Raw genomic sequence first — 24,883 nt, forward strand, 5'->3', positions numbered from 1 at the left:
GGATCAGCTTGCCGTCTTTTTTCTTGCGCGCCTCGGCGATGAACTCAGCCGAGATCTTCGCCTTGTCGTGGCCGTAAGGCAGCAAATGCTCGGTCGGAATGCCGATCTTGGCACCGATCTCCTGGATCGGCTTCTTCTTCGCCCCACGCGCTATCTCGATGTCGGTCTTGAATTCGGCCRTGACGGCTCCTCCGGAATAATTACCTGGATGACGCCACGGCCACCCTGTCGCGGCCATACAAGCGCGACATCGCTGTTGCTTGCCGTCTCAAAACAGCCGCCCAATGCACGGATTGCGACAGGGCCCGCGGTCGGCGAGGCATGCGCGCCCAGACGGGCGCACGGCACCTTATCGGTCGAGCACCGCGCGGATCTCGACGATCTGCGAACGCGCCCGCAGCAGGTTGAAGCCCATCGTCGCCAGATGCGAAGGGAAAAGCGAGCTCGACTCGTTGCCGTTGGAGATGATCCAGGGCTGCATGTTGAGGGCGTCGCGCATCTGGGTCTGCATGGTGTCCCACAAAGTGGTCAGGTTGCGCTCGCGGATCACGGCCGAGAAGTCCTCGCGGGTCGCGCTCAGCATGCCGTAATAGGCATAGAGCTGGCCGTAAGCGAACCAGAAGCGGTCATCGGCGCGCGGATCGAACCAGCCGGCGTCGGAAGCCTCGATCTGGCTGCGCAGGATGTCGGAAGTCGAGCCCATGTCGCCGGCAATGCGGTCGAGGAACTGGAGCAGGTTGTCGGCGCGGGCGTCGAACGTCGCCTGGCACTTTTCGAGGCTGGCATTGAAGGCGTTCAGCTTCTGGATAGCCTCGCGGTAGACGCTGGGCGTCGGTCGCGTCGGGCCGCGCAGGCCGATGTACCAGGCGTCTTCGTCCCAGGCCAGCGCGGTACGCGCGTCCTGCAGGTTCTGATCGATGCGTGAGGTGCCGCGGGCGCGGCCCAGTGCATCGACAAGCTCGGTGGTGGTGCGGCGCAGCACCTGGTTGATGCCAAGCTGGAACGCGGCCTTATTGTCCATGAAGGGCGTATTGCGCCACGGCATGCCGAAGAAGCCCATCYTCGACGCCAGCATCGAGGAAATCCAGGCATTGCGGTTGACGTTGAAGTCGACCAGATCGGCTGAGACGGCAGCGATTTCGGAACGCTTGCAGACTTGTGGCGCGGGTGCCGCTGTGGTGCCTGTCGCAGCCGTCGGAGCGGCGATCGGTTCACCAGCCAGCGCGTTTGCCGCCTGGGCGGTTTTCGAACTCGCGACCACGCGGGCCGGGTAGTCGGGATCGAAGTCTTTCCAGACCTGCGTGACGTAGAAGAAATAGGCGTAGAGGCCGACGATGCTGGCAATGATCAGGCCGACAATGGCTCTCAGCACCCAGCTGCGCTGCAGATACCAGCGGCCGAGCCACATCAACGGCCACAAGATGATGCCGATGACGAAGCCAATGCCACGCCCGATCAACTGGAATATCCGGGTGAAGAAATTCACGATCGGATCAAGCATGGATGAATCCCCTCAGTCGGTCAGGCCATAGAGCTGTGCGCGGAACGCCGCCTTGTCATTCAGATATGAGTTTTTCAGCGTGTCCACAACATTGGATCGCCAGGTCTCGTTGAGCTCTTCGTAGTCTTTATAGAAACCTTGCTTGTTGAAGACGTAGCGCGACACAAAATCCGATGGCACGAATTCCGAGATCAGACGGTTGGTCAGCCAGGCATCGGGATGGTCTGTCTTGGCGCGTACCACCAGGAAACGATGCAACGGGGCGACGTCTTCGAGCCTCAGCTGGCCGAGTTGGGCGATCTCGCGCTTGGCGCTGTTGAGGAAGGGGAAAATGCCGTCGCGGTTGATCGCATCGGCATGTCCATGAATCCATGTCTGCAGCCAGACCTTGTCGACCTCACCGATGTTGCGATTGGGCTCGGCTTGCTGGATCAGCGCGCGCACCGCCATCTCGGCGCGGTGTTCGAGATAGCCGGAGCTTTCGACCCATGAGGCGCGCGGCAGGTCGAGCCGGCCGGTCGATGCGAGGAACTTGAACACCTTGTCGGCGTCCTTGATCGAGAGATAGCTCACCTGCCATGGCCGCGAGCGGCGGAAGCCGGGGGCCGCCGGATCGGAGATAACGGTCGTCACATCGGGGTCGACAAAGACGTAGACGCCGCCGAAATGGCTGGTCCAGAAGGCGTTGTGACGGAAGATCACCTGGTCCGGCACGAGCGCGTTCTCGCGGATGTCGCCGCAGACTTTCGCCAGCTCGACCATGCGCTGAAGCATGGCGTCATCGCGCCAGGCATCTGGCTCCTGCCTCAGTCTGTCGACCAGCTTGCCGAGTTCGGCTGCCTTGCCGAGCACGTCTTCGGCCGAGAGCACGCGGAATTCGACCTGGCTGATCGACAACAGGTCCTCGATGTCTTCGACCTTGGAGACCGAATCCTCGATCTCGCCGTAGATCACATCCTTGATCGTCAGCGCATCGATGGCGCGCTGGTTCTTGGTCATGAACTCGTAGAGCAGCTGCGAGGTGTTGGAAAACGCCGTGTGCACGACAGGCAGGTCGATCTGCGACGGCGTCAGGATGATGAAGCGGCGGTTGACCTCGTTGGGGTCGAGATACTGGTAATCGTCGAGTTCCTCGGCGATCTTGGGCGAAAAGCCGGTGCGGTCGATCTGGAAGCTCTTCAGCTTCGTCGGCTCCAACCCGAACGCCTTCAGCGCCTTGTTGTAACGGTCGACCAGGTGCGGCTCGTCGATCGGCAAAAGCCGGCCGTAGATCAGTTCGTTGTCGCGGAGGAGATCCATCTATGCCTTCTCCCCGTTCACGGGGAGAAGGTGCCCGAAGGGCGGATGAGGGGCAGCTAAAACGTTCACGAATTTCCACCTGCGTTGGACGTGGCGGGAAGGAATTTGATCTCGTGCGATGTCACCTTGTGATCCAGCCTTCCGTCAAGCGCAGCAACAATCGTTTCCAAAACAGGGCGTCGATCCCGCAAAACGTCTGCATGCCAGATCCGAAGTACCGACCAGCCATTTCGGTTCATAGTCTCGTCGCGAAAGCGATCGGTGATGCTGCCGGCATGCTGGCTCCCGTCCACTTCGACAACCAGATTGGCTTCGCGGCAGGCGAAATCAGCAAAGAACGGGCCGATCGGCAATTGCCGGACAAACTTATGGCCATTCAGTCGTCGCCCACGCAGTTCGTGCCATAGCATTTCCTCGGCGTCGTTCTCCGTCTTGCGAAGTTGTCTTGCCCTTGTGACCTTGTTTTCATTGCCGCCACGCATAGCGCTGCCCCTCATCCGCCCTTTGGGCACCTTCTCCCCGTAMACGGGGAGAAGGAAGGCCTTACGCATTCCACAACCCCTTCGCCTTCAGCTCTTCCATCTCCTTCGCCGCACGCTCCCTGAGCCTTGCATCTCGGAGCAGCTTTGACACCGCCGCGTCGTCCGACTTGTCGGCGTAGCGGAACTCAGAGTCGGCGTAGCGGTTGATCTCCTGCATGACCATGTCCATCGAGAACGGCCCGCGCAGCTCCTCGATCATCGCTTTTTTCTCTTCATAACCCTTGTGCATGAAGGCTTCGGGCTTTTCGAACCACTCGTCGGGCAGTTCGATGTCCATGGCGCGCATCTTGATCGCGTCGGTGACGTTCTTGATGGCGCGGCCGGTGAAGCGCGGCTCGGCCTCCTTGATCATGTGCAGGTAGGTGCCGACATCGGCCAGCGTCTTCGGCGCGCCATTGTCCTTCATGAAGCGCTCGAAGACCTTTTCCAGCCCGTCTTCCTGTGGCTTTGCATGCTCTTCATAGGCTTCGGTCACGGCGCGCTGGATTTCCTGCGCGGCGTAGAGCTGGTGCTCGCCGAGCGGTATCTTATGGTTCTTGCCGGCGAGCAGAACGAAGATGTCGATATAGTCGTCGCGGGTCTGCGGCCCGTCGACAAGCCAGCGCGCGCCGGCGCGTTGCCTGAGCGCGTCGTCGACGTTTTCGGGATAGTTGGAGAACATTCCGAATGAACAATTGCCGCGCACCACGGTGCCGGCACCGGCGAATGCGTCCATCAGAACGCCTGTTATTTCCTGCTGGCCGGCGGAGGCCCGGTCGTCGGAGCGCTTGGCTGCCACCTGGTCGATATCATCGATGGTGCCGAAGCCGATGGCGCGAGGGTTGAGCACGTTGTTGATGAACTGGCGGCAGTTCTGCCCCGATTTGCCCTGGTAGGAGGAGATCTGGTCGACGCCGAAATTCTCGTAGGCGAAGGGATAGCCTGCGACCTGGCAATAGTTGTTGACGAGGCCCGCGATCATCTGGATCAGCGTGGTCTTGCCGGTGCCGGGTGCGCCATCGCCGATGAAGGTGAACAGGAAGCCGCCAAGCTCGACGAAGGGGTTCATCTCGCGGTCGAAATCATAGGCCATCAGCATCTTGGCGAGCCTGACCGACTGGAACTTGGCGATGTGGTTGCCGACGACCTCTTCCGGCTTCTTGAAGGTCATCACCAGCGGCTTCGACTTCTTGCCGGGCGCCACGTCGAAGCCGTCGAGGGTGAAGTCGTCGGCGTCGATGCGGATATGGGCGTTTTCGAAGGCACCGAGCCCGTCGAAGCGGCTCTTGCGCTGGAGCAGTCCCCCGATCGCGACACGGGCGAAGGCGCGGCCGCGGGTCAAAAGGTCGGCGTCGTCCTTGGCGCCCGAAAGCGACCGGTCGAGACCCGAGACGATCGACTTCACCGCGTCCTGCGGCGTGTCGAACAGGAAGTCGGGTTCGGTGACGTCGTTGGGTGCTTCGCCGTCGCTGTCGATCAGCTGGGCGAGATAGGAGGAAAGCGTGAAGGCCGCGACATAGGCCGACGCCGACAGCAGCTTCTTGAAGTGGCTGGCCTCGTCGCCTTCGAGCGGGGCGCGCGCGTTCTTCGCCTGCAGCGCTTCGAGATCGGTCGAGCGCGAAAAGATGTCGGAAACGGCAAGCGCCACAGCGATGCCACGGCGGGCGCGGAACAGCAGCGTGTGCTGAGGGATCGACATCAGCTGGTCGTCGGGGCGAATCGCGCCGACGGTCTTTTGCAGCTCGACCTCGCGCGTCTTGCGGATCGAGCCTGTCGACACGGTGGAAACGAAGCGGCGGTTGGTGCCGGCAAGGGCCGTGCCCGACTGGCCGGAGGAATCCTCCAGCACGACGATGCGGGTGATGAAGCTCTGCGCGGTCGCGCGGTGCTTTTCGATGTCGGCTTCGGAAATCGTCGTCAGGCCGGTGTCCATTGAACCCTCGTTTTTTCGGGGGAGAGCTGGCGCTGCCCCTCATCCCCTGCCGGACCTTCTCCCCGCAAGGACGGGGCGAAGGAGGCTGGCCGCAACGACGACGCCTCCCTCTTCCCGTTCACGGGGAGAGGGTAAGGGTGAGGGGCTGAGCCAACCTCAAAAAGTGATGCGCTACACATCGCTGATCACCTGTCCCTTGGACAGGATATGGACCTTGTAGCCCGCGAAAATCTTGTCGGCTTCGCCCGCCGCGTAGAGCGCCTGGTAGGCCTCATGCGGGATCAGCGCGTGTTTTTCGTAGCTCGACACGCCCTGGCGCGCGGCTTCGAGATCGTCGGTGTTGATGAAAAATTCCTCGCTCGCCGGTTCGCTCGACCACAGGCCCTGGCGTCCCGGCTTTTCGGCCTTCGAATAGACCTCCTGGATGGTCCAGGTCAAAAGCCAGGCGTTGTCCGCCTTGCGCACCTTGGACAGCACCTCGCTGACGGTCGAATTGTGCTCGGTGATGCCGGCCGAATAGAACGGCCCGAGCACCATGCGCCGGAGCTGCTTAGGGTGCAGTTCGGGAAAATCCTTGTCGAGATTGGTCGCAACGGTCAGCGGGGAGAGCGAATAGGCCGAGTTCTTTTCGGTGAAATCGTCGAAGCGATGCGCGAGGTCGGGATTGAGCAACCCTTCGACAGGAAGCGGAATGTCGATCTTTTCGTTGAGTTTTCCGGTTTGGGCGTCGACAAGCTGGTCGACCATCGCCTGGGAGGAATCCTCCACCGTCGCCATGTAGATCAGTGGCAGGTTGGCGCTGCCGTCGAAGCTGCCCCAGTGAACGAGGTAATAAGGCCGCATCGACTTCGGGTTGACCGACACCTTGGCTGTCTGCGCCAGGATGAAGGGACTGAAGGTCACGCCATCCTTGACGTCTTCGAGGTAGAGCCGCTCGGCCATCGAGCGCTGCAGGGCCTCGGGGAATTCCTTGTGGCGCAGGATGAAGTCGGCCATCTCCTCGCGCAACTCGCCTGGAGGCGGAATGCTTGCGAGGCGCTGGGCGGCGGTGCGGCGGTCGTTTTCGAGCTCCAGCACGTTCTGGAACACCGGAAAGCCGCTTTCGGCGCGGGAAATCTTGAAGGTCTCCATGAAACCGAGCCGGTTGCGCCAGCAGGCGAAGGACCGTTCCAGCCGCGCAATGTATTCGGCCGCGACCTTGGCAACGATGCCGTGCCGGTAAAGCGGCGAGCGGTCGTCGCGCATGAAGATTTCGAGCCCGCTCAGCGCCGCCGCAATCGCGTCGAAATAGCGGACGGCTGGGTCGTCGGTGGGGGTCATGCTGCCGTGCCTGCTGTGCTTGCGTTCCGTCCCACCCCCCTCTGTCCTGCCGGACATCTCCCCCGCAAGGGGGGAGATTGGCCTTCAGTACGGCCCCGGCCAATCCTGGACGTTCGAGAATGGGCGAGGCGGAGGTTGCTGCTGATCTCCTCCCTTGCGGGGGAGATGTCCGGCAGGACAGAGGGGGGTGTCATAGAGCGCGAAGCTTTGTCTATGTTGCCGCCTCAGCTCTGCACATAATCCGAAGCGTTGTGCTTCTTCAGCACGTCGTCGAAGCGGCGGGCGAAGGCGTCGTCGGCGAGTTTCTTGCGGCGCTGGATGTCGGCGGTCGCAACCATGTTTTTCTCGTGCAGTTGGAGCAGGTCGCCAATGTGCTTCTGGGCTGCGGCGCCAATGCCGGCCATGGTTTCTTCGGCGGTGTTGTCGACCTTCGAGCCCAGCGTGTTGATCTTGTGGGCAACGTCCTGCTGCGCCGCCGTCTTCAGCGAATCCTCGAGCGCCTTGTAGAGCACGATGCGCTGCTCGGTATCGATGGTCAGCTTGTTGATCAGCGTGTTTTGCGCCGCGATCTGGTTGTTCAGCGAATCGACGAAGGTCTGGAACATCGAGGTGTAGCGTTCGAGCGTCTGGCTCTCGGCCAGAAGCTCCTGCTCCTTGGCCTGCTTCTCATTATATTCGGTGGCGAGCTTGGAGCGCTCCGATTCAAGATTCGTACGCTCCTTCTGGCTGGTCGAAGCGGCGATCTTGTTTTCGATGTCGAGCAGAAGCGGGTTCAGCTCCTCGATCCGCTTTTGCGTTGCTTCGAGATTGTTCATCGTCGTCTTGCGGCGCTCAATGACCTGGGAAAGGCTGGTCTCCGAAGTCTTGTAGCGCTCGTCGAGCACCTGCTTCTGTGCCTTGAGGATGCCGACGATGGTGTCGGACTTGACCAGAAGCTCCTGCAGGTTGCCGGCCAGCGACATGTTGCGCACGCGGTCGGTGCGCATGCGCTGCTTGCTGGCGGCCGAGAATATGCCGATGAAGGTTTCCCATCCGGTGAAGCTCTTCATGCTCTCGAATTCGGAGCCGAACACATTGGTTGCGTCCTCAAGCCCGATGATCAGGTCGGCGATGTTGCCTTCCATCACCTGCTGCTGCTTGAGCACGTCCTGGATGCGCGCATTTTCGATGTCGAAGTCGGCCGCACCGATCTTGGCGTCTGTCGTGGCGATCTTGTCGAGCACGGTTCCCGATTGCTCGATCTTGGAGCGCATGTCCTGCACGACCTGCTGGGTCTTGGCGATTTCGGCATCGAAATTCTGTAGCGTAGCCATACGTTCCTCCGGTGTCGAATGCGCTGTAGTGGGGGCGAATATATGTGCCGCATCTTTCGATTGAAAGACGCAAGCGCCCCGCAAAAAGCATTTAAGACGAAGCTACTTAGCCCCGCGACACAAATCCGATGAAGTCGTCGGGCTGGGCGCGGCCCATCTCTTCTTCCCAATGGCGCCGGCACAGCGAGACGTAGACGTCCTTGCCGATCGCCACCTGTTCGCCCTGGCGGGCGACCTTGCCGTCTTCGCCGAGCCGCACCACCATCGTTGCCTTGCGGCCGCAGCGGCAGATGCTGCGCACTTCGCGCAGCTCGTCGGCGATGGCCAAAAGCGCGCGCGAACCGGTAAACAGATTGCCCTGAAAATCGGTGCGCAACCCGTAGCACATCACCGGGATGTTCAGACGGTCGGTGACCCGCGCCAACTGCCAGACCTGTTCTTCTTCCAGGAACTGCGCCTCGTCGATGAAGACGCAGTGAACGGTCGTATGCTCATGGTGTTCGGCGATGCGGGCGAAGAGATCGTCGCCGCCACGGAACATCTCGGCCTCGGCTTCAAGTCCGATGCGGGATGAGATGTAACCCTTGTCGCCCTTGCGATAATGACCGGCGATGAACAGCATCGTGGTCATGCCGCGCTCGCGGTAGTTGTAGGATGCCTGCAAAAGCATCGTCGTCTTGCCGGCGTTCATCGTGGCGTAGTGGAAATAGAGCTTGGCCATGTCGCTCTTCTATTCCGAAGCTGCCGGCGCTGGGGAGGTGCCTGCGTCGCCATCCACCGCAAAAAACTGGTGCGATGTCGCTGATGGATCAGCCTGCGGCGTCTGTCGTTGGGTCATGTCACTTGAATCCAAAGGAAAATGGTGTTTGGCTCGCGACAAAGACGAACAACAACACTAACGCGTTGCCATCAAATACCGAATGGGAGAAATCTATATGTCGCGCATGAAATCACTCGCCGTCGCCATCGGCGCGTCGACGTTCCTTTCGACCGGCGCTGCCTTCGCTGCCGATGCGGAAAGCTGCAAGGTGGTACGGCTCTCCGACGTCGGCTGGACCGACATCCAGGCAACCACCGGCGTCGCTTCGGTGCTGCTCACGGCACTCGGCTACGAGCCGCAAGTCATCCAGCTGTCGGTTCCAGTCACCTATGCCTCGCTGAAGAACAAGGATCTTGACGTCTTCCTCGGCAACTGGATGCCGTCGATGACCAACGACATCAAGGACTACACCGCCGACGGCTCGGTCGAGACCATCGGCGAAAATCTCTCCGGCGCCGGCTACGGCATCGTCGTGCCGACCTATGTCGCGGAAGCCGGCGTCAAGACGCTGACGGATCTCGGCAAGTTCAAGGAAAAGTTCGACGGCAAGATCTACGGCATCGAAGCCGGCAATGACGGCAACCGGATCATCCTTGATATGATCAAGAACCCGGCCGACAATCTCGAAGGTTTCGAACTGGTCGAATCGTCCGAGGCCGGCATGCTGACCCAGGCCGAGCAAGCGATGAAGTCCAATGAATGGATCGCCTTCCTTGGCTGGACGCCGCATCCTGTGATGGGCGATATGAAGATCACCTATCTCGACGGCATGGGCGACTCGGGCTTTGGTGCCGCTACCGTCAGCACCAATGTGCGCAAGGGCTACGTCGCCGAATGTCCGAACGTCGGCAAGTTCCTCGGCAACCTCAAGTTCAACCTGGCGATGGAAGGCACCATGATGGACGCCATCCTCAAGGGTGGTAACGCCAACGACGTCGCAACGACATGGCTCAAGGCCAATGCCGATGCGGTGACACCCTGGCTCGCCGGCGTGACTACTTTCGACGGCGGCGATGCCGCCGCTGCCGTGAAGGCGGCTCTCGGCAGCTAAAAGCAAACGGTCGGCGTCGCGTAGCCCCTCATCCGACCCTGAGTCTATCGAAGGGCCGGCACCTTCTCCCCGTTAAGGACGGGGAGAAGGGGGCTGTCGCGACGCTGACGACTCCCGTTCCTACGGGGAGAGGGTAAGGGTGAGGGGCGGCGCAATCGCCTTTCCAGACAGCGCGAGGGGGCGACATGGATCCGATTTCGAAATTTCTTGCAGCCTACAAGATCCCCATCGGCGCCTGGGGCAAGGCGTTCTTCACTTTTCTGACCGACAATTTCAACACCGTCTTCCGCGGCTTCTCCAACGGCCTCAACTTCCTGCTCAACGGGCTGGTCGATGGGCTGTTGTTCCTGCCGCCAGTTGTAGCGGTCGCGCTGATCGCGCTGCTTGCCTGGTATCTGCAGCGCTCGCGGGCGCTGGCAATCGGGGTGGCACTTGGCCTGCTGTTCATCATCAACCAGGGTCTGTGGAAGCAGACTGTCGAAACGCTTGTGCTGGTCGTCGCCGCCGCCACCGCCTCGATGCTGATCGGCGTGCCGCTTGGTATCTGGGCCGCCCACAAGCCCAAGGTCTATCGCTTCATGCTGCCGGTGCTCGACCTGATGCAGACGCTGCCGACCTTCGTCTATCTGATCCCGGTGCTCACCTTGTTCGGCCTCGGCAACGCGCCTGGCCTCATCGTCACCATCATCTTCGTCATCCCTACCGCCGTGCGCCTGACCCATCTCGGCGTCGTGTCGGTGCCGACAGCGATCATCGAGGCCGGCCAGGCCTTCGGCGCCACCAAGCGCCAGCTGTTGTGGAAGGTCGAACTGCCGGCGGCGCTGCCCACCATCATGGCGGGGCTTACCCAGTGCATCATGCTGTCGCTGTCGATGGTGGTCTTCGCCGCGCTGATCGGCGCCGGTGGCCTCGGTACCGAAATCAACCGGGCGCTCGGCTCGCGCAAGATCGATCTCGGACTTGAAGCGGGCCTTGCGATCGTTGTGCTGGCTATCGTTCTCGACCGCATGACGCGCATTGGCGTGGGAGGCAAGAAATGAACGTCGCCGTCGATTTCAAGAATGTCGACATCGTTTTCGGCACCGACACCAAGGGCTCGCTCAGCCTGATCGACAGTGGCGCGACCCGCGCCGAGATCCTTGAAAAGACCGGCAATGTGCTGGGCTGCGCGGGCGCCAATCTCACCGTCAACGAGGGCGAGATTTCGGTGCTGATGGGCCTGTCGGGCTCGGGCAAGTCGACGCTGCTGCGCGCAGTCAACCGCCTCAACATCGTTTCGCGTGGTCAGGTCATGGTCAAGGACGGCGACAAGATGGTCGACGTCGTTTCCTGCGACGAGGCGACGTTGCGCCGCCTGCGCCAGCATCAGGTCGCCATGGTGTTCCAGCAGTTCGGTCTGCTGCCATGGCGCACTGTCGAGGAAAATGTCGGCCTCGGCCTCGAACTCGCCGGCATGCCGGAGGCCGAGCGCAAGCAAAAAGTCGGCAAGCAGCTCGAACTCGTCAATCTGACGCCATGGGCCAAGAAATACGCCCACGAACTGTCCGGCGGCATGCAGCAGCGCGTCGGCCTGGCGCGCGCCTTTGCCACCGAAGCGCCGATCCTGTTGATGGACGAGCCGTTCTCGGCGCTCGATCCGCTGATCCGGACGAAGCTCCAGGACGAGCTTCTGCAACTGCAGAAGACGCTGAAGAAGACCATCATCTTCGTCAGCCACGATCTTGAGGAAGCACTCAAGATCGGCAACACCATCACCATCATGGAGGGCGGGCGCATCGTCCAGTCCGGGCCGCCCGAAGATATCGTCTTGCGCCCTGCCAACGACTATGTCCGCGACTTCATCGCCAATGTGAACCCGCTGTCGGTGCTGACGGCATGGAACGTCATGCGCGACCGCCGCGATCTTGAGGACGCCGGCGAGGGCTGGGTCTGGCTCGACCGGCGCAAGACGACGCGTTTCAAGATCGACAAGCAGGGTCTGGTGGCGGCCGCCGAGCGCAACGGCCAGCCGGCCGTCTGGGTCTCCGTCGATGACATCGAGAAGTCGCCCGACGAGGCCTCGCATGTCTTCTGGGCCAAGCCGGGCACATCGCTCAAGCTGGTGATGCTTGCCATGCACCGTTCGCAGACTTCGCCGGTGGCGCTGTTTGACGACCAGTCGCGCTTCGTCGGCGCCATCGGCATCCGCGACGTGCTTTCGGCGGTGCTGAGGCGGTGAGAGCCTTCTTCTCCCCGTTCACGGGGAGAAGAAGCCGGCAGGCAGATGAGGGGCAGCACTAGCCTCTCAGAATTTGGAGCTGCCCCTCATCTGGCCCTTCGGGCCACCTTCTCCCCGTAAACAGGGAGAAGGAATCCCAGCCTCACTCCCCATCGCCCAACAACTCGTTCAGCTTGGCTCCGTAGGGCTGAACCACATCGACATATTGCAGGCCTTCGGCGCGAAGCTTGCGGGTTTCGGCAATCTTGGTCTTAACGAAACTGCGCATTTCGGCCTTCTGCTCGTCATTCAGGTCGCTGGCATCCAGTTTCTCCGTCAGGCCCGAAAACGCTGCTTCGAGCCGGTCGTTCGGGATCGTTGCGAGATAGCCCCGGAAGGTGGCGTCGAGCGCGTGTTTCCAGCTTTCGCGGGTGAAACCGGCCTTGGCGATGTGTCCGTTCATGTCGGCGTCGTCATCGAACCACTGGTCGGCTTCTTCTTCGTCATAAGCGAGGCGGCCGAGATCAGGTTCCAGTTCGCCCAATAGCTGTACCACCTTGCCGACCTCATCCATCGTCAATGCCCGAGCCGGCAGAACGAAGGTGCCCAGTGCCAGGCTTGCCGCCAACAGGCCGCCGAGCGTGCGTTTGAGAGAAAAGCTCATCCCACGCACTCCGCTTCAAGCGCCTTGTCGGTATCGTTCTGAGCCTTGGCCTGCATCAGTGAACCTCCCACCGATGCGGCCTGGGCCACCACCGCGCCGCCACGCCCGGCAAAGCCGCCGAATCCGCCGACCATAGACAAGGCGCCGCCAAGCATCGCCGCGTTGGTCTCAGCGTTCGCTGCCTTCTGCATGGCTTCGTTGCAGCGCTGCGCCGCTGTGATTTTCCCGGTTTTGCCCTTCGGTGCGGCCTGGGCCGCTGCTTTGGGCGCTCCGGCTGCTTTCACCGTGCTGGTGGTCGTTGTGGTCTGGCTGCAGGCGGCAAGCGCGCCGCACAGGATCAATGCAATCGCTCTATTCATGATTCTCTCGATTTCGCTGGAGTTGGCGCGAACTCCGTGGATACGGCCCATGCGCGGACCGCCGACTCTGCCCAGTCGACGGTCCGCCGATGGCCGGCCACACATGCGTTCGAAGAGCGCCCCCGCCCGTCGGATGCATTGGTCCGCCACGGCATCGCTCTACGACGGCCAAAGGGCGAGCGTCTTGGCGCAGGGCGAACAGATATGGTCTGGCGCGAACTGATGGAAGATAGAGCCGCGACTACTGGCGGCGGCGGAGGGCTGCGGCCTTGATCTCGCTCGGGGTCGCCGCGAAGCGCTGGCGAAAGGCCCGATTGAAATAGGACAGGTCGCTGAAGCCGGTGTCGAAGGCGATCGCCGACACCGTGGCCGTTCCCGCCGCCTCGAGCGTGCGGCGCGCCAGATCGAGCCGCGCGTCGCGCAGGAACTCGGAAAAGGTCAGGCCCTCTTGTTCGAACAGCCGCTGGATATAGCGCGGGGTCACGCCCTGGCGCCGTGCAATGACTGAGACGCTCAGTTCCGGGTCGGTCAGGTAGCGGAGGATTTCGGCCTTGACCAGTTCCAGCCGCGCCGCGCTTATGCTGGCGCGCACGGGTTCTGCGGCCTCGTTGGTCGCACCTTGAATGACCAAGGCTGCGAGATCGTAGAGGTGCTTGCCAGCCAGCCTGCACGCCGCTTCGCCGGAGGGGGCGGACGCACGCAACAGATCGGCATAGCCGCTGAGCAAGGGCGCGCTCGCTGAAGCCATGGGGATGTGATGAAACGCCTTGGTCCGGACGCGTGGGGCAAGGGCGGCGAGCCGCGCTTCGTTGAGCGAGACGACCTTGAGCAGGGTTGCGGGCAGGGCGAAGGCCATGGGCGTGCCTTCATTGACGAGGGTGATGTCGCCTGCCTTGATGAGAAGGGGAGGCTTACCCGCGATCGCCACCTCGTAGTCGGAGGTGTGGATGGTCATGAGATAGTCCTGCCGGCCGTCGGCCATCAGGTCCTTGGGGCGTTCGCCGAGAACGGCTGAATAACACGCCGTGCCGACTGTCGTGCCGGCGTCGAGGAAATAGGCGGCGAGGTCGAAAGCGAAGGTTTCGCTGTCGAGGGGCCTGAAGCGCAGCCCGGCAACATGCCGCGCCACGAAATCATGCAGGAAGGCCAGCCGCTCGCGTGCCGGTACGTCGTTCGTCGAAAGACGTTGCATGCAAAAAATCCATTCCCAAGGCCGCCCCGCCTGCGACCTATGCGTGAATTTCATGTTCATGCACTGTATGCGGGTGGTGGCCCTTATCAGCGGAAATGGCGTTGGGGTCAATGGTCTCCGCGAGCAGGCACGTCACTCCGTGCTCGCGGGGAGCGCGCGCGGATTACATCAAGCAGTGATCGCGCTTGCAATCTTGTCCTTCAAGGCGAGCCGGCGCTTGCGCAATGTAACCTCGTGCTCCTCACTGACCGGTTCGAGGTTGGTTTCGGCCTTGTGGATCTGGTCGTTCACTTCGTCATATTCCTGGAGAACACGAGCGAAATTTGCATCCTGCGCCTTCAACGCGTGGATCGCTTCGAGCTTGCCGGGGAATTCTTCACCCAGCGTGTGAGGCGTGTTCGACATCGTTTGCTCCTTGTGTTGTCTTCAAGCAAACTACCCCGCCCAAGCAGTGCGGGGTTTGATCCTGGTCAAACCGCTGTCGTTTGTGCCGGTGGCGCTTGCGGCTAAACCGGATCCTTGTCGTAGATCGCTATGCCAGGCGGAAGCTGTACCCAGGAATGCCGTCGGCAGTCGTAAACCGAATCTTGAGGTGGCGGAAAGCTCGGATCGGCGAATGCGCCGACAGCGACAGCCACAAAGGACGCTTCCGCGCCTTCCTCGGTGTGGAAGACAGTCGATCCGCAAACAGGGCAGAAGCGGAACCTGAATTTCGAACCCTGGTCACCGACGCGCACATATTCGGTCGCGGCGCCAAAAACCTTGTAGGGCGGGGCAAAACCGGCCAGCGCCGCAAATACGCTTCCCGTCCTGCGCTGGCAGGCAAGGCAGTGGCACACGCCGATGCCAAGAGGTTCTCCCTGAACGTCGATGCGCAACTGGCCACAGCAACAAGAAGCTGTTCGATCAGGCATTTGCGTCTCCGCATCCAAGGGCGGGTGGCACCGGCGCCTGCCGGCGACCGCCGCTTTCGGCTACATGTCTAGAAACATGTCGAACCCGCCAAAGATCATGCGCTTGCCGTCGAACGGCCACTGCGCTGGATCGCTCTTCATGCGCGGGTCGGCCATCACTTTCTTCACGATGGCATCGCGCTCGTCGCGCGAGCGATAGACGACCCACGCAAAGATCACGATCTCGTCTTCTTTGGCCTGCACCGCGCGCGGGAAGGAGGTGACTTCGCCTTGAGGCACGTCGTCGCCCATGCACTCGACATAGGCCAAGGCGCCATGTTCTTTCCAGACCTCGCCTGCCGTCCGCGCCATCTCCTTGTAGGGGGCGATATTCTTTTTCGGCACAGCGAGCACAAATCCATCGACATATGACATGGTGGTCTCCTCTCATTGCCACTGTTCTCAGGACGATTGGCCAAGCCTAAGTCCGACAGTCCTTCGCAAAAGATTGTTTGTTACCCAGCAGCCATCCTGCACCACAACGGGCGACTGGCGCTATGGTTTCGAACGAACCCGACACCGTTGCCTGGCTGCTGTGTCGGCCCCATATGGTAGCAGGTGTTTTGATCGGTTGGCCGCGATGCCCGAAACCATCACCGTCCCACGTACCAAGCTGCGCCCCAAGACCGAGCGGCCGAAGCTGCACAAGGTCATCCTCATCAACGATGACTATACGCCGCGCGACTTCGTCGTCACTGTGCTCAAGGGTGAGTTCCATATGTCGGAGGATCAGGCGCACCGGGTGATGATCACCGCCCATCGGCGTGGGGTGTGCGTGGTCGCGGTGTTTACCAAGGATGTTGCCGAGACCAAGGCGACGCGCGCGAGCGAAGCTGGCCGCGCCAAGGGCTATCCGCTGCAATTCACGACCGAGCCTGAGGAGTGAGGAGCGGTCCGCGTAGCGGACGAAAGCCGCAAGATTGGCTTTTCGAGAGACGAACGCCCGGAGCCATAGCGGAGGTCAGGGCGCCCGCGGGCAGGCTGCTGGCGATCCTCTACGGCGACGCCGGCTCCGTGCCCGAAGCCGGGCCGGCATAGAGCTCACGGCCGGCCCTGTCGCAAACGCGGACATGGTCCGGGGTCTGCGGCATGGCAAGCGTGTGGAAAAGCGAGCCGGCGGCCTCGAGGGCCGCCTTGAGGTCCGGCGCTTCGAGCGAAATCCGGTCGAGGGTGGCGTGTGCGCCGTCTTCTTCGCGCAGACGATAGAATTCGATGACGAAGTTCACATCCGCCTCCAGCCACCCGTGGGTGAGATTAGCCCTTCGGCTTGCCCTTGGAAGCGGTCTCGGCCTGCTTGACCTGCGAGCCGAAGGCGGCTGTCGCCTTGACCTCGACCTTTTCCTTCTTGGGTTTTCTGGTTTCGCGGTTGCTGCGTTGCTGGCCCTTGGCCATGGTCGTATCCTTCCTTCTAGCGAAACGTCGGGCCTATTCGGCCGCCGTTTCAACTCCCTCGAGATTGTCTTCCGTGGTGACCCGTTCGTGGTTCTCGCGGTCACTGCGGATGCGGTATTGCGGCGAACCGTCCTTGGCCGGCAGCGTCGCCTTGACGTGGAAGGTCTCCGCGTCCTTCACTGCCATGCCGATCCGGCTCCTGATCCGCACCATCTGGCCGACCGCGAAGCGATGCGAGGGCTTTTCCACGCGTGGGGCCGAAGCGGCTCCTTTTGTGAACCTGATCATGCGGGCAGTTCCTTGTCCTGCCGCAGCGCGGCTTCGAGTTCGGCGTGGTCGATAGCTAGAACCTGGCTGGTCAGCAGGTTGGAAGACCGGGCGGGCAGGTGGATGTAGGTGGCGACGCGCCGATAGGCGATCCACGATATGCCGTCGATCATTTCTTCATCATGGTCGATGTCGTAGTCGCCCGCCGGCTGGATTTCTTCCAAGCCGCCCAAGACAAACGGCTTGTCGAAATGGACCGTCGAGTGTTTGGTGCGCCCGGTCATGGCAAGAGCTCCGCATATGGACGAAAAGCGGAGCAATGCCCCGCTTTTCCCACTTCAATCATGCTCGAGAATGACCAGGTAGACGCTGCCAGTACATCCGTGGTCAGCRTCCTCCAGGTCAAGTCAATCAGAGCAGCTGAAGGTTCGTTGCCGACTCGCGGCCCTTGTTGTCGCGCTCGAGCTCAAAATTCAGCTTCTGGCCTTCGGCTAGGCCGGAGAAGCCAGCACGCTCAAGCGCTGTGACATGGACGAAAACGTCCTTGCCGCCGCCGGCCTGTTCGATGAAGCCGAAGCCCTTCTGGCCGTTGTAGAACTTTACGGTGCCAGTGTTCATGTGAGTGTCTTTCGAAAGAGAAAAGTCGTAGCGCCGCAAGTAAAGCCGCGCATTCATAGATCGACGATTTGGAGTGAGTTTGGCGGGTCGAGAACCTCTGACGCCGCGATAGCCAAGCCTGGCCCAAAAAACGATAAGTTACTTATAGCCGTTAATTGCGGTTTATGTAAGCTGTTTTTTGAACGGCAGGTTTTATTTGCCATTTTATTTCGAATTGTGACTTCTATCATGGGTGGCGGAATGCTGATACGCTGCCGGCACTAGCAGAAAATCCGCAGTCGCTTTCCCGCAGGTCCGTATGGCCCTTCGCGGTGGACTGCATTTCCCCATGCGAGGACAAAGCCATGATTTTCACGAGAAGGCCAAAGGCTGCCGCTGTCAAAGTACCCGCGCAGGTTATCAAGCCGGTCAAGCTCACCGCGCGCAAGGACGAGGCAGCGCGGCGCCGCCTGGCCGACACCGACGGGACGCAGCGACGCGTGCTGCAGCTCATGGAAAACAACCGTCTGCTTTGACGGCTGGCGAGGGGAGTTAGCGCCCCTCGCGATACCACATCGCGCCAAACGCCAGCAGCAACAGGCCAAGCCCGAGGAAGCCCCCGAACAGCGGTACGCGCGACACCGACTTCAGCACGCTGTCATTGGTGGTGCGGAAGCCGATCCAGTCGCGGCCGGAAGCTTCGGCGCTGCCGCGCACCGGCACCACGCTTGGCAGCGAAATACCACCGGCAATTCCTGATATGCCGGTCGCTGCAAGCCGGCGAACGTCGCCGCCGGTTGCCTCGGCTGCCGGACGGAGCACGTTTTCGGTCGACACCACGTCGGCGAACTCCGGCGCATTGACCGGTCCGACATGGGCAAGTGCGGTCAGGTCGCCATTGCCGACCTGGTACAGCCCGATCTCGCTGGTCTCGACGCTGCCGGTGAAGATGCCCGGCTCGCTCTTGTTGAGCTGCACATCGAGCGTCTTGCCGGACGGCGTGATGATGCGCGCCGGGCCGGCTTCGTCGCGCATGGTCTGGCGGCGGATGTCGAGCATCATGCCGCGCCCTTCCGCCGTCAGGCGCTCTTCTTCGAGTTCGGGCTCCTTCATCAGCCAATGGGCGATGCGGCGATAAAGCGAGACATGCGGGCCGCCGCCCTCATAACCGCGCGCCCAGAGCCAACCCTGGTCGGACAGGAACATGCCGACGCGGCCTTCGCCCTTGCGGTCGAGCAGCAGCAGCGGCCTGTCGTCCGCGCCCTTCATCACCACTTCGCCTTCCGGCTGCTCGATGCCGATCTGGCGGAACCAGCGGCTCCAGCGCGKTGGCTCGCTTGCCGAGCCTTCGAGGCCGCGTGTCACCGGGTGGCGCTGGCCGATGTCGGTCAGGCGCGGATAAAACGGCTTTTCGATCACGTCGCCATTGGGCATGGCAGGCAAGGCCGAGATCAGCGGCGTGTTGGCGATCGAATGCTCGCCGGCATATTCGGGGCCGGCGGCGATCAAAAGCGCGCCGCCCTTTTCGACATATTCGGCGATGTAGTCGTAATAGAGCAGCGGCAGCACGTCGCGGTGCTGATAGCGGTCGAAGATGATCAGGTCGAAGTCGTTGATGCGCTCGACAAACAGCTCGCGCGTCGGGAATGCGATCAGCGACAGCTCGTTGATGGGCGTGCCGTCCTGCTTTTCCGGCGGCCGCAGGATGGTGAAGTGCACAAGGTCGACGGAGGCGTCCGACTTCAGCAGGTTGCGCCAGGTGCGCTCGCCGGCATGCGGTTCGCCGGAGACCAGAAGCACACGCAAATTCTCGCGGATGCCGTCGACAAGTGCGATCGCCTTGTTGTTGGTGTCGGTCAGTTCGCCCGGCACGGGGGCGATCGACAGCTCGACGATGTTGCGTCCGGCGCTGGGGATGGTGATCTGCAGCGGCATTTCCTGGCCGATGAAGGCGCGCTGCACTGAAACCTGATTGCCGTTGATCGATACGCGCACGTCGACCGCGCCGGCCTCGCCGCCGGTGTCGATCACCCGGTAGCTCATGTCGAGCGGCTTGCCGACGATGCCGAAGCGCTGGGCCTGCTCGAAACGGATGCGGCGGTCCCTTTCATTTGCCTGGCCGGTAATCAGCGCATGCAACGGCGCATTGATGAGGGGGGCTTGGGGAACATCGTGCACCTGACCGTCGGTGATCATCACCGCGCCGCCGATACGCGACGGCGGTACGTCGTGAAACGCACTTTCAAGTCCTGCAAACAGTCGCGTTTCGGTGCGGTCGTCGCTACGTCCGGCCTCGACCACGCGCACTTCGAACTGACGGAAGCGTGCCAGCCGTTCCTTCAGGCCCTCGACCGCGGCGTTGGTCTGCGCGGTGCGGTCGCCGATGTCCTGGCTCTGGCTGCGGTCGACGATCAGGGCGACCACGCTTTTCAGCGGTTCACGCTCTTCATCGAGGATGACGGGATTGGCTAGTGCCAGGCCGAGTGCTGCAAGCGCCACCAGCCGCAGCCATCCGCCGCGCTGGCGAAACCACAGGCCGGCGAGTGCAAGCAGTGCGAGCGGAGCGAGTAGCGCCGCGAGCAACGGCCACGACAACAGGGGTTCGAATGCGACGGACCAGTTCATGCTACTGCCCCAGCCGTTCGAGCAGCGCAGGCACGTGCACTTGGTCGGATTTGTAGTTGCCGGTCAGCATGTACATGATGATGTTGACGCCGGCCCTGAGCGCGTAAATCCGCTGCATTGGATCGGACGGCACGGTCGGCAGCATCGGGTCGCCGTTTTCGTCGACCGCCCAGGCCCCGGCAAAATCATTGGCGGTGATCATGATCGGCGTGACGCCGTCGCCGGTGCGTACCGGGCGGTTGTCGGTGTTTTCAGCGTCCAGCGAGGCCTCGACCCAGAGCGGGCTGCCATTGAAGCGGCCGGGAAACTCGGGAAGGATGAAAAATGCCTTGGTCAGCACGTGATCTGCCGGCACCGGCTCCAGTGGCGGCACGTTGAGATTGGCGAGGATATCGCGCAGCCGCTCGGTGGCGGGGCTCGTCGAATCCGCGCCAATGCCATTGGAGAACTGGTCGCGCGTGTCGAACAGCACGGTCCCGCCTTCCTTCATATACTGATCGATACGCGCAATCGCCGCCTCGCTCGGCATGGGAGCAGCCTGATCGATCGGCCAGTAGATCAGCGGGTAGAAGGCGAGTTCGTCCTTGGCGATGTCGACACCTGCCGGCTCGCCCGGCTCGAGTGCTGTCTTTTCGATCAGGAACTGGGTCAGGCCGGCGATGCCGGCGCGGCTGATCGCATCGACCGAGGCTTCGCCGGTCAGCACATAGGCGATGCGCGTCTTGGAGATGGCGTCGATTGCCTGGATGTCGCCGGGCTTGGAATCCTGCGCGGATGCGAGTGGCACGAACACCAAGAGCGAGGATGCCACGATCAATGCGACCATCGCGGCGGTTGCTGCTTGTGTCGCGCGACGTCGCCGGGCAAACATCCCCCCAAGCCACAGCACGATCAGGCCATCGATCAAAAGCAGAACCGCTGCCAGCACGAGCAAGGGCGCTTTCATGTCGCGCGACTCGTCAAGCGCGTAATCTTCGGACAGCACCGGGACCGATATCTCAGGCCTTTGCAGCGGATCGAGCACGGCGTCGGCCTCCAACAAATTATGGGCGAATATGCCTTGCTCCGAACCATACATTCCCGGTGGATTGTCGAGCGTGACGGCCGGCACGTGGCCACCGCCAACCTGCAATGGCTTGGTGTCGCCGTCAGGAGGCACAAGATAGCCATCCGCGCCAATCATCCGATATGGTGCGAGCGAAGCCACTGGCGAGTCAGAGCGCGTTCCAGCAGCTCCCTGATTTCTCGACAGTTGCACGATCCGGCGCAGCATTTCGACGAAACTGCCCGAAATCGGCAGGTTCGACCAGGTCGCCGCTGGTGCGATGTGGAACAAAACCACCATGCCCTTGCCGCGTCTGTCAGCGGTGACGAGCGGGGTTCCATCCGCGAGAGCCGCCCACGTCTTGTCGACCAGATCAGGTGTTGGTTCAGCCAGGACCTGCCTGCTGACGGTCACCTCGGAAGGAGCAGGAAGATCGGCAAACGGACCTGTCGATGGAAACTGGGCCACGGCCTGCGGTTCGGTCCATGACAAGGAACCGCCGAGCAGGCGTTGGCCAAGCCTCAGGCTGACCGGCAGCAAGTCGGGATCGTTGCCTGCGGTGATCAGCCTTGAGCTGGCGAAGCGAACAAGCGTGCCGCCATCGTCCATCCACTTGATCAGTGGCGCGCGAACACTTTCGGGAATCGTTCCGACGTCGCCCATCACGATCACGGCGGGCTTTTGCGCTAGAAGGTCCGGTATGGCCTCGATCAAGTCAGGGCTGGCCGGTTCCACCAGATCCGCGAACGGTTCGAGCGCGCGCCTGATGTAATAAAGCGGCGACAGCAGCAGCCGCGATTGGTCGACCGGTGTCTGGGAAAGCAGTCCAACTCGCCGCCGCTTGGCGTTCTCGTCCAGCACGCGGAGGGAACCGGCATGCCTCTGCCCGTCAAGGGCGATCCAGGAGAAGTCGTTGCGCAGCTCGAACGGCACGACGATCTCACCGGTGGCCCTAGTGTCGCCGGGGCGGAATGTGATCTCCGCATCGCCAATCCTGCGCGCCTTGTCGTCAAAGACCCCTGCGGTCAAATAGGCGGGCGCGGGGGTCGGTGCGCGAATGGCCGTGATCGTGAAACGGTCGACTTCATTATTGGCAGCCGCGAGCGCGACGGTATCGAGCCGCGTCGGCTGTACCCACACCACATTGCGCGGGTTCTGGCCCAGCAAAGTCGCAAACGAGGTCTGATCGTCCTTTGCGACCAGCCCGTCCGTAAGGATGGCGACCGTTGCTCCCGGCAATTCCTTGAGCGCGTTGGCGACGCGGGCATAGACCGCTGGCCGATCGGTGGGCACGGGCCTTGGCTTGATGGCGTTGAGCCGCTCGCGCGCTTCCCTTGCGCTATAGGGGCCGATCTGGCTGTTCGGCATTTCCGCGGTAAAGGCCAGCAGGATGGGAGCTTGATTGGCCTCGGCATCCTTGATCATCCGCTCGGCGGTAGCGATCCGCACGCTCCAGTCGGGGGCACTTGTCCACCCGTTGTCGATCACCAAAGCCAGCGCCGTTTCGCTGGTCAAGATCTTCTCGCGCGGATTGAAGATCGGTTCAGCCAGCGCAAGAACCACCAGTGCCGCCATCAAAAGGCGCAGCAGCGTCAGCCACCACGGGCTTTGGCGCGGCGTCTCTTCTTTCTTGAACACCCGCGCCAGAATCTTCAGCGGCGGAAAGATCTCGGCCTGCGGCTTGGGCGGGGTCAGCCTCAGCAGCCACCAGATGACAGGCAGCGCCAAAAGGCCCCAGAGAACCGCCGGAAATCCGAACGAAAGCGGCAGCCAGCTCATCGGCGCCCTCCCGGTCCGTGACCTTCGGCGGTCAGCGCCAGATGCACATGCACCAGCGCTTCGGAGGCGAGGTGGTCGGTGTGATTGACCGTGTAGCTCCAGCCGAGACGCTTGCACCAGGCGGCGAGTTCTTCGCGCCGGGCCGAATAAAGGTTGCGATAGTCATCGGCCAGTTGCTCGGCGCGCCCGGCGGTCAGCTTGTCGCCGGTCTCGGGGTCGGTGAATTCGGTGCGGCCGGAATAGGGGAAATTCTCTTCGGCGGGGTCGGCCACCTCGATCAGATGAGCGCGGGCACCGTGACGGACCAGCGTGTCGAGCCAGGCCATGGTCTCTTCGACCGGGTCGAGGAAATCACCGACAATGACGATGTCGGAAAAGCGGCGGACGCTCGAAAGATCGGGCCGCCCCGGCAGCGAAACCGCCTGGGCGAGATGCGAGCCGAGCCGCTCGGCGCCGTTGCGGGCGCTGAACGGGTCGGTCAGGCCGGGCCAGGCGATGCGTTCACCGCTGCGCGACAATAGCTCGGCCAGCGCAAAGACCAAAACCAGCGCGCGCGAATCTTTCGACACGGTCGCAGTCTTTGATTTGTAGAGCATCGATGGCGACAGGTCCGCCCACAGCCAGACGGTGTGGGCCGCTTCCCATTCGCGGTCGCGGATATAGGTATGGTCGTCGCGGGCCGAGCGGCGCCAGTCGATGCGGGCCATCGACTCGCCCGGGGCATAAGGTCGGAACTGCCAGAAATTCTCGCCGATGCCGCGCTTCTTGCGGCCATGCCAGCCAGCGATCACCGTATTGACGATGCGGCGGGCCTCGACCAACAGGTCAGGCACCAGCGAAGCGCGCAGCCTGCCACGGGCAAGCGCATCGCTGGTCGCAACCGGTGCTGAGGCCTCGCCGATGCGCGCCATCAGATTTCCTTGGCTAGTCTGGCCACCACGTCGCGGACCGTCATGCCTTCGGCGCGGGCGGCAAAGCTCAGCGCCATGCGGTGCTGCAGAACCGGCTCGGCCAGTGCGCGGATGTCGTCGATCGACGGTGCAAGCCGCCCGTCATAAAGCGCGCGCGCCCTGGCACATAATGTCAGTGCCTGGCTGGCGCGTGGACCGGGGCCCCAGGAGACGTGCTTGTCGGTCTCGGCATTGCCTTGGCCAGGTCGCGCCGAACGCACCAGCTTGAGGATCGCTTCGACCACGCTCTCGGACACCGGCATGCGCCGGATCAGCTGCTGGATATCCTTCAGCCGCTCGGGGTCGAGCACGTTCTGCGCCCTGGCATTTTCGATGCCGGTGGTCTCCAGAAGGATACGCCGCTCGGCGTCGATGTCGGGATAGAGGATGTCGATCTGCATCAGGAAGCGATCGAGCTGGGCTTCGGGCAACGGGTAGGTGCCTTCCTGCTCCAGCGGGTTCTGGGTCGCCAGCACGTGGAACGGGGCGGGCAGGTCGTAGCGCTCGCCGGCAACGGTGATGTGATATTCCTGCATCGACTGCAAAAGTGCTGACTGCGTGCGCGGGCTGGCGCGGTTGATCTCGTCGGCCATGAGAAGCTGGGCGAAGATCGGTCCCGGAATGAAGCGGAAAGAGCGCTTGCCCTGTTCGTCCTGCTCCATCACCTCGGAGCCGAGGATATCCGACGGCATCAGGTCGGGCGTGAACTGGATGCGGCCCGAATCGAGACCCAAAACGATACCGAGCGTTTCAACGAGCTTGGTCTTGGCGAGGCCGGGCACGCCGACCAGCAGCGCATGGCCGCCGGCCAAAAGCGCCACCAATGTGCGTTCGATCACGCTTTCCTGGCCGAAGATGACGCGGCCGACCCCGGCGCGGATCTTGGCGATGTCGGCGAGCGCGCGTTCGGCCGCGGCGATCATCTCGGCCTCGGTCATTGCGGTTTCCTTGATCATCACGCTCATATGGGCCGGATCCTTCTTCTGGCGCCTGGGCTTTGAAATCGAAAGCGATTCTCTGGCCACCGATGCGCAAACTCAAAATGCTACAGCGTGCCTCTCGCGTCCATCCGGGCGCGCCGCCATAGTCGGTAAATCTGCCCTGG

General features: G+C 62.2%; 28 protein-coding genes. 5 read left to right on the top strand and 23 right to left on the bottom strand.

Annotation, left to right across the window (positions count from 1 at the left end; all coding sequences use genetic code 11):
* The 8 genes from AC1DWF_RS11370 to AC1DWF_RS11405 all read right to left on the bottom strand — a co-directional run.
* The coding region (locus AC1DWF_RS11370; RefSeq protein ID WP_476841687.1) for a formate--tetrahydrofolate ligase at window positions 1-238 on the bottom strand (238 nt) is incomplete at its 3' end.
* A gap of 111 nt (window positions 239-349) precedes the next feature.
* Window positions 350-1,501 carry a DUF2333 family protein gene (locus tag AC1DWF_RS11375; protein ID WP_476841688.1) on the bottom strand — a complete coding sequence of 384 codons (1,152 nt, stop codon included), beginning with the start codon at window positions 1,499-1,501 and terminating at the stop codon, window positions 350-352.
* Between the two features lie 12 nt (window positions 1,502-1,513).
* On the bottom strand, window positions 1,514-2,800 hold the full coding sequence (locus AC1DWF_RS11380) for a DUF6638 family protein (RefSeq protein ID WP_476782405.1): 1,287 nt from the start codon (window positions 2,798-2,800) through the stop codon (window positions 1,514-1,516).
* A 65-nt stretch (window positions 2,801-2,865) separates the two neighbouring features.
* The gene (locus tag AC1DWF_RS11385; RefSeq protein ID WP_476782404.1) at window positions 2,866-3,282 is read right to left on the bottom strand and encodes an endonuclease domain-containing protein; all 417 of its coding nucleotides are present in this window, start codon (window positions 3,280-3,282) and stop codon (window positions 2,866-2,868) included.
* 61 nt (window positions 3,283-3,343) lie between these two features.
* A complete protein-coding gene (locus AC1DWF_RS11390; protein WP_476782403.1) occupies window positions 3,344-5,254 on the bottom strand; it encodes an AAA family ATPase in 1,911 nt (636 codons plus the stop codon).
* Between the two features lie 171 nt (window positions 5,255-5,425).
* Window positions 5,426-6,574, bottom strand: a complete 1,149-nt coding sequence (locus AC1DWF_RS11395) for a hypothetical protein (protein WP_476787992.1) — start codon at window positions 6,572-6,574, stop codon at window positions 5,426-5,428.
* Window positions 6,575-6,798: 224 nt separating this feature from the next.
* The gene (locus AC1DWF_RS11400; protein WP_476782401.1) at window positions 6,799-7,887 is read right to left on the bottom strand and encodes a hypothetical protein; all 1,089 of its coding nucleotides are present in this window, start codon (window positions 7,885-7,887) and stop codon (window positions 6,799-6,801) included.
* Between the two features lie 106 nt (window positions 7,888-7,993).
* On the bottom strand, window positions 7,994-8,608 hold the full coding sequence (locus AC1DWF_RS11405) for a thymidine kinase (RefSeq protein WP_476782400.1): 615 nt from the start codon (window positions 8,606-8,608) through the stop codon (window positions 7,994-7,996).
* Window positions 8,609-8,822: 214 nt separating this feature from the next.
* On the opposite strand from AC1DWF_RS11405, the gene choX reads away from it, so the two are divergent.
* From choX to choV, 3 genes are all read left to right on the top strand, one after another.
* The gene (gene choX / locus AC1DWF_RS11410) at window positions 8,823-9,758 is read left to right on the top strand and encodes a choline ABC transporter substrate-binding protein (protein WP_476782399.1); all 936 of its coding nucleotides are present in this window, start codon (window positions 8,823-8,825) and stop codon (window positions 9,756-9,758) included.
* Window positions 9,759-9,943: 185 nt separating this feature from the next.
* A complete protein-coding gene (gene choW / locus AC1DWF_RS11415) occupies window positions 9,944-10,798 on the top strand; it encodes a choline ABC transporter permease subunit (RefSeq protein ID WP_476782398.1) in 855 nt (284 codons plus the stop codon).
* Window positions 10,795-11,976 (top strand): choline ABC transporter ATP-binding protein, encoded by a 1,182-nt coding sequence (gene choV, locus AC1DWF_RS11420; RefSeq protein ID WP_476782397.1) that lies wholly within the window; start codon window positions 10,795-10,797, stop codon window positions 11,974-11,976. The genes choW and choV overlap by 4 nt, the downstream gene beginning before the upstream one ends.
* Before the next feature lie 142 nt (window positions 11,977-12,118).
* On the opposite strand, the gene AC1DWF_RS11425 is transcribed toward choV, so the two are convergent.
* From AC1DWF_RS11425 to AC1DWF_RS11450, 6 genes are all read right to left on the bottom strand, one after another.
* Window positions 12,119-12,619, bottom strand: a complete 501-nt coding sequence (locus tag AC1DWF_RS11425) for a hypothetical protein (RefSeq protein ID WP_476782396.1) — start codon at window positions 12,617-12,619, stop codon at window positions 12,119-12,121.
* Window positions 12,616-13,029, bottom strand: coding sequence for a hypothetical protein (locus AC1DWF_RS11430; protein ID WP_476787993.1), 414 nt, complete (start codon window positions 13,027-13,029; stop codon window positions 12,616-12,618). Before AC1DWF_RS11430 ends, AC1DWF_RS11425 begins: the two co-directional genes overlap by 4 nt.
* 190 nt (window positions 13,030-13,219) lie before the next feature.
* Window positions 13,220-14,170, bottom strand: coding sequence for a helix-turn-helix transcriptional regulator (locus AC1DWF_RS11435; RefSeq protein WP_476782394.1), 951 nt, complete (start codon window positions 14,168-14,170; stop codon window positions 13,220-13,222).
* Between the two features lie 168 nt (window positions 14,171-14,338).
* The gene (locus AC1DWF_RS11440; RefSeq protein ID WP_476782393.1) at window positions 14,339-14,575 is read right to left on the bottom strand and encodes an HP1242/YdcH family protein; all 237 of its coding nucleotides are present in this window, start codon (window positions 14,573-14,575) and stop codon (window positions 14,339-14,341) included.
* Window positions 14,576-14,676: 101 nt separating this feature from the next.
* Window positions 14,677-15,084 (bottom strand): GFA family protein, encoded by a 408-nt coding sequence (locus AC1DWF_RS11445; protein ID WP_476782392.1) that lies wholly within the window; start codon window positions 15,082-15,084, stop codon window positions 14,677-14,679.
* A gap of 60 nt (window positions 15,085-15,144) precedes the next feature.
* Complete coding sequence (locus tag AC1DWF_RS11450) at window positions 15,145-15,498, bottom strand: DUF1428 domain-containing protein (RefSeq protein WP_476782391.1); 354 nt, start codon at window positions 15,496-15,498, stop codon at window positions 15,145-15,147.
* A 205-nt stretch (window positions 15,499-15,703) separates the two neighbouring features.
* On the opposite strand from AC1DWF_RS11450, the gene clpS reads away from it, so the two are divergent.
* Window positions 15,704-16,009, top strand: coding sequence for an ATP-dependent Clp protease adapter ClpS (gene clpS, locus AC1DWF_RS11455; protein WP_476782390.1), 306 nt, complete (start codon window positions 15,704-15,706; stop codon window positions 16,007-16,009).
* 109 nt (window positions 16,010-16,118) lie between these two features.
* Here clpS and AC1DWF_RS11460 read toward each other — a convergent pair whose 3' ends face one another.
* The 5 genes from AC1DWF_RS11460 to AC1DWF_RS11480 all read right to left on the bottom strand — a co-directional run bounded on the left by AC1DWF_RS11460 (window position 16,119) and on the right by AC1DWF_RS11480 (window position 17,400).
* The gene (locus AC1DWF_RS11460) at window positions 16,119-16,349 is read right to left on the bottom strand and encodes a hypothetical protein (RefSeq protein WP_476782389.1); all 231 of its coding nucleotides are present in this window, start codon (window positions 16,347-16,349) and stop codon (window positions 16,119-16,121) included.
* A gap of 28 nt (window positions 16,350-16,377) precedes the next feature.
* On the bottom strand, window positions 16,378-16,515 hold the full coding sequence (locus AC1DWF_RS11465; protein WP_476782388.1) for a hypothetical protein: 138 nt from the start codon (window positions 16,513-16,515) through the stop codon (window positions 16,378-16,380).
* Between the two features lie 33 nt (window positions 16,516-16,548).
* Complete coding sequence (locus AC1DWF_RS11470; protein ID WP_476787994.1) at window positions 16,549-16,803, bottom strand: hypothetical protein; 255 nt, start codon at window positions 16,801-16,803, stop codon at window positions 16,549-16,551.
* Entirely contained in the window at window positions 16,800-17,066 is a 267-nt protein-coding gene (locus tag AC1DWF_RS11475; RefSeq protein WP_476782946.1) for a hypothetical protein, read from the bottom strand. The genes AC1DWF_RS11470 and AC1DWF_RS11475 overlap by 4 nt, the downstream gene beginning before the upstream one ends.
* A 127-nt stretch (window positions 17,067-17,193) precedes the next feature.
* A complete protein-coding gene (locus AC1DWF_RS11480) occupies window positions 17,194-17,400 on the bottom strand; it encodes a cold-shock protein (RefSeq protein WP_476782945.1) in 207 nt (68 codons plus the stop codon).
* 344 nt (window positions 17,401-17,744) lie between these two features.
* On the opposite strand from AC1DWF_RS11480, the gene AC1DWF_RS11485 reads away from it, so the two are divergent.
* A complete protein-coding gene (locus AC1DWF_RS11485) occupies window positions 17,745-17,915 on the top strand; it encodes a hypothetical protein (protein WP_476782944.1) in 171 nt (56 codons plus the stop codon).
* A gap of 16 nt (window positions 17,916-17,931) precedes the next feature.
* On the opposite strand, the gene AC1DWF_RS11490 is transcribed toward AC1DWF_RS11485, so the two are convergent.
* The 4 genes from AC1DWF_RS11490 to AC1DWF_RS11505 are packed head-to-tail and all read right to left on the bottom strand — an operon-like array spanning window position 17,932 to window position 24,743.
* Window positions 17,932-20,004, bottom strand: a complete 2,073-nt coding sequence (locus AC1DWF_RS11490) for a hypothetical protein (RefSeq protein WP_476841689.1) — start codon at window positions 20,002-20,004, stop codon at window positions 17,932-17,934.
* Between the two features lies 1 nt (window position 20,005).
* Window positions 20,006-22,828 carry a DUF4159 domain-containing protein gene (locus AC1DWF_RS11495; RefSeq protein WP_476787995.1) on the bottom strand — a complete coding sequence of 941 codons (2,823 nt, stop codon included), beginning with the start codon at window positions 22,826-22,828 and terminating at the stop codon, window positions 20,006-20,008.
* A complete protein-coding gene (locus AC1DWF_RS11500; protein WP_476782941.1) occupies window positions 22,825-23,739 on the bottom strand; it encodes a DUF58 domain-containing protein in 915 nt (304 codons plus the stop codon). The genes AC1DWF_RS11495 and AC1DWF_RS11500 overlap by 4 nt, the downstream gene beginning before the upstream one ends.
* Window positions 23,739-24,743 (bottom strand): AAA family ATPase, encoded by a 1,005-nt coding sequence (locus AC1DWF_RS11505; protein WP_476782940.1) that lies wholly within the window; start codon window positions 24,741-24,743, stop codon window positions 23,739-23,741. The genes AC1DWF_RS11500 and AC1DWF_RS11505 overlap by 1 nt, the downstream gene beginning before the upstream one ends.
* Between the last annotated feature and the right edge of the window lie 140 nt (window positions 24,744-24,883).

This window comes from Aminobacter sp. P4_D5, from assembly GCF_056401815.1.

Excerpts from the sequence above, each read along its gene's own strand:
- AC1DWF_RS11380 (WP_476782405.1), bottom strand. The coding sequence starts at position 2,800 with ATGGATCTCCTCCGCGACAACGAACTGATCTACGGCCGGCTTTTGCCG.
- AC1DWF_RS11385 (WP_476782404.1), bottom strand. The coding sequence starts at position 3,282 with ATGCGTGGCGGCAATGAAAACAAGGTCACAAGGGCAAGACAACTTCGC.
- AC1DWF_RS11390 (WP_476782403.1), bottom strand. The coding sequence starts at position 5,254 with ATGGACACCGGCCTGACGACGATTTCCGAAGCCGACATCGAAAAGCAC.
- AC1DWF_RS11395 (WP_476787992.1), bottom strand. The coding sequence starts at position 6,574 with ATGACCCCCACCGACGACCCAGCCGTCCGCTATTTCGACGCGATTGCG.
- AC1DWF_RS11400 (WP_476782401.1), bottom strand. The coding sequence starts at position 7,887 with ATGGCTACGCTACAGAATTTCGATGCCGAAATCGCCAAGACCCAGCAG.
- AC1DWF_RS11405 (WP_476782400.1), bottom strand. The coding sequence starts at position 8,608 with ATGGCCAAGCTCTATTTCCACTACGCCACGATGAACGCCGGCAAGACG.
- choX (WP_476782399.1), top strand. The coding sequence starts at position 8,823 with ATGTCGCGCATGAAATCACTCGCCGTCGCCATCGGCGCGTCGACGTTC.
- choW (WP_476782398.1), top strand. The coding sequence starts at position 9,944 with ATGGATCCGATTTCGAAATTTCTTGCAGCCTACAAGATCCCCATCGGC.
- choV (WP_476782397.1), top strand. The coding sequence starts at position 10,795 with ATGAACGTCGCCGTCGATTTCAAGAATGTCGACATCGTTTTCGGCACC.
- AC1DWF_RS11425 (WP_476782396.1), bottom strand. The coding sequence starts at position 12,619 with ATGAGCTTTTCTCTCAAACGCACGCTCGGCGGCCTGTTGGCGGCAAGC.
- AC1DWF_RS11430 (WP_476787993.1), bottom strand. The coding sequence starts at position 13,029 with ATGGGCCGTATCCACGGAGTTCGCGCCAACTCCAGCGAAATCGAGAGA.
- AC1DWF_RS11435 (WP_476782394.1), bottom strand. The coding sequence starts at position 14,170 with ATGCAACGTCTTTCGACGAACGACGTACCGGCACGCGAGCGGCTGGCC.
- AC1DWF_RS11440 (WP_476782393.1), bottom strand. The coding sequence starts at position 14,575 with ATGTCGAACACGCCTCACACGCTGGGTGAAGAATTCCCCGGCAAGCTC.
- AC1DWF_RS11445 (WP_476782392.1), bottom strand. The coding sequence starts at position 15,084 with ATGCCTGATCGAACAGCTTCTTGTTGCTGTGGCCAGTTGCGCATCGAC.
- AC1DWF_RS11450 (WP_476782391.1), bottom strand. The coding sequence starts at position 15,498 with ATGTCATATGTCGATGGATTTGTGCTCGCTGTGCCGAAAAAGAATATC.
- clpS (WP_476782390.1), top strand. The coding sequence starts at position 15,704 with ATGCCCGAAACCATCACCGTCCCACGTACCAAGCTGCGCCCCAAGACC.
- AC1DWF_RS11465 (WP_476782388.1), bottom strand. The coding sequence starts at position 16,515 with ATGGCCAAGGGCCAGCAACGCAGCAACCGCGAAACCAGAAAACCCAAG.
- AC1DWF_RS11470 (WP_476787994.1), bottom strand. The coding sequence starts at position 16,803 with ATGATCAGGTTCACAAAAGGAGCCGCTTCGGCCCCACGCGTGGAAAAG.
- AC1DWF_RS11475 (WP_476782946.1), bottom strand. The coding sequence starts at position 17,066 with ATGACCGGGCGCACCAAACACTCGACGGTCCATTTCGACAAGCCGTTT.
- AC1DWF_RS11480 (WP_476782945.1), bottom strand. The coding sequence starts at position 17,400 with ATGAACACTGGCACCGTAAAGTTCTACAACGGCCAGAAGGGCTTCGGC.
- AC1DWF_RS11485 (WP_476782944.1), top strand. The coding sequence starts at position 17,745 with ATGATTTTCACGAGAAGGCCAAAGGCTGCCGCTGTCAAAGTACCCGCG.
- AC1DWF_RS11495 (WP_476787995.1), bottom strand. The coding sequence starts at position 22,828 with ATGAGCTGGCTGCCGCTTTCGTTCGGATTTCCGGCGGTTCTCTGGGGC.
- AC1DWF_RS11500 (WP_476782941.1), bottom strand. The coding sequence starts at position 23,739 with ATGGCGCGCATCGGCGAGGCCTCAGCACCGGTTGCGACCAGCGATGCG.
- AC1DWF_RS11505 (WP_476782940.1), bottom strand. The coding sequence starts at position 24,743 with ATGAGCGTGATGATCAAGGAAACCGCAATGACCGAGGCCGAGATGATC.